At 49.5% G+C, this 2,647-nt stretch carries 2 protein-coding genes; both read left to right on the top strand.

Annotated elements, in window-relative coordinates; translation table 11 throughout:
- On the top strand, window positions 1-471 hold a 471-nt coding region (locus CHB92_RS25330), incomplete at its 5' end, for a hypothetical protein (RefSeq protein ID WP_218824316.1).
- A gap of 914 nt (window positions 472-1,385) precedes the next feature.
- A partial coding sequence (locus tag CHB92_RS25325; protein ID WP_144266407.1) for a potassium/proton antiporter occupies window positions 1,386-2,647 on the top strand: 1,262 nt, incomplete at its 3' end.

Raw genomic sequence — 2,647 nt, 5'->3', positions numbered from 1 at the left:
CTGCTTATTCAAAAGATGCAGAAACAGCAAAAAAAGAAACTACAACAGCATTTTTTAGACTTAGCACAGCAACAGCAGCTAAAGATTTCTCAGTACGATTTCTGGAACCATAACTTTGCAATCGGATTTGACAGGGCACAGAACAAGCTGTTCTATTTTAGGAGACAAAGTGAGGTAGAGCAAACAGCCTCCATCTCCTTGTCTGAAGTTACAGCATGTAGGGTAGCCAACATAAACAGGGACGTAAACGGGAGCAAAGTTTTTGACCTCATCGAGCTACGATTTAAATTCCAAAACCCGAAGCTCCCTGAGCAGGCACTACTGTTCTATAGTAAGGAGGAAACCATCACCCTAAATGAGGAACTTATACTCGCAGAAAAATGGAATACCATCGTCGGCATGCATCTACCAAATCAGCAATCACAAATAAATAACATATCATTAAAAGGTGGTTCGTTGGCTTTAGCTTAGGGTGCCGGGGGAAAAGCATTATTACCTACAAGGCTTTAAGGAACACTTTAAAGCAGGGACAGAGAAGGTTTGGACTGCAAGTTCCAAACCTCTTGCTTTAACAAAGTGCTGTGCTTCGGTTTCTTGAGCTATGGATTTATGTAAAACAGGAGTTGTCAGGCCAGCCGTGGACTGAAGAACCCTTTTATGGGAAGTCAGCTAATAAAAATTAAACCAGCCTCCTGACGGACTATTGCAATGACGAGCGGCCTACTGTTCTTCGTGACTGGAGAGGTAGATGTTTTGGCAGAAGTGCCCTTCAGGAGCGCGCTGGCGCTGTCGCTAGTATTGATGAGGGGACGGCAGACAATTTCGTGGTAACCCCCTTAAACGCAGCTGCCAGTGATACTACTTTAGTAGGAACCAGTAAAACATCAACTGAAGCATACATAGGAGCCTTATTGAACCTGCGGGATAGCTTCTTCCCTAACTTGCCCAGGCTGCTGGCTGCATTCCTCATTCTGGTGCTGGCTTGGTTTCTGAAAGAGCTACTAAAAGCCCTATCCCAGAAAACGACCGGGCGCTGGCAAAGCTCCAGTGAATGAGGACCCCAGCATGATCTTGGTGCGGCCGTTGGCCATTGGTGTTGCCATAAGCGTTCTAGCTGGCGATATCATCGCATTGCTCGGCTCTTTAGGGCTGATAAGCTGCCTTCTTCTGAGTCTCTAAAATGCTGTTGAGCTAAACTGATGGGACGCTCAACTCCTTTAAGGGGTGCTACAGAGTTTGTGACCGTATACGGGTGGGAGGGGTGATAGGGGATGTGTATCACATAGGCTTCTTGCTACTAGGTTGCACAACCTTAAAAAAGATACCCGAACAGCTCCTTTATTTAACTCCTCTTCGAAGGAATTAACTAACGATGACACGTGACTATGAATTTCTCTACAGAAGACATTTTATTGGGATCCTCTGTTCTCCTGATGATCAGCATCCTGATCAGTAAGAGCCTGGGCAGATTTGGCATACCTGCCCTTGTGCTCTTCCTTGGCGTGGGGATTCTGGCCGGTTCCGAGGGAATAGGGGGCATATACTTTGACGATGCACTGACAGCGCAGTCGCTGGGCACCATCGCCCTGGCCATTATTCTTTTTTCGGGCGGGCTGGATACCCGATGGGAAAGCACAAAGCCTATTCTCTGGCGAGGAATAACGTTATCTACTCTTGGCGTTTTTATCACCGCCATGCTGGTGGGCTTGTTTGCCTCTTATCTGCTGGGGTTCTCCCTGCTGGAGGGGCTGCTGCTGGGAGCGGTCGTGTCCTCCACCGATGCGGCTGCCGTCTTCTCTATCCTTCGCTCCAAGAACATCGGCTTGAAAAACAACCTGCGGCCCACCCTTGAGCTGGAGTCAGGCAGTAATGATCCGATGGCCTACTTCCTGACCGTTAGCTTCACGTTCCTGCTCACAAATGAAGAAGCCAGCGTCTGGCAACTGGTGCCGATGTTCTTTCTGCAGATGAGCATCGGCACTGTGATGGGCGTGGTGATGGGCCGCACCATGGGCTGGGTCATCAACCGCATTAAGCTGGAGCAGGATGGGCTTTACCCGGCACTCACGCTGGCCATGCTGTTTTTTACCTTTTCCTTTACAAACCTCATCAGCGGGAATGGGTTCCTGTCAGTTTATATTGCGGCGGTCATACTCGGGAATAGGAACTTCATCCATAAAGGCAGCCTTACCAAGTTCTACGATGGGCTGGCCTGGCTCATGCAGATTCTCATGTTCCTGACGCTGGGCCTGCTGGTCTTCCCCTCACAGGTGCTACCCGTCATCGGCATGGGGCTGCTCATCTCATTGTTCCTGATTTTTGTGGCACGTCCGGTGAGCGTGTTCATTGGGATGTCCTTTTTTGAAACTTCCCTACAGGACAAGCTTTATGTGTCCTGGGTGGGGCTGCGGGGTGCCGTACCTATTGTGTTTGCCACCTACCCCTTGCTGGCAGGGGTTGAGCGGTCAGACATGATCTTCAATATCGTCTTTTTCATTGTGCTGACCTCTGTGATGCTGCAGGGAACCACCCTGTCTGTGGTGGCAGACTGGCTCAATCTAAGCCAGCAGGACAACACACCGAAAAAGGTTAGGGTGGGGGAGGATTTGGGCTACGACGCTAAAAATAGCCTAGTGGAGCTTTACCT

It is taken from the genome of Pontibacter ummariensis (assembly GCF_900188175.1).
Classification (GTDB): domain Bacteria; phylum Bacteroidota; class Bacteroidia; order Cytophagales; family Hymenobacteraceae; genus Pontibacter; species Pontibacter ummariensis.
The sequence above is the reverse complement of the archived record's forward strand: the minus strand, read 5'-3'. Positions and strand labels throughout refer to the sequence as shown.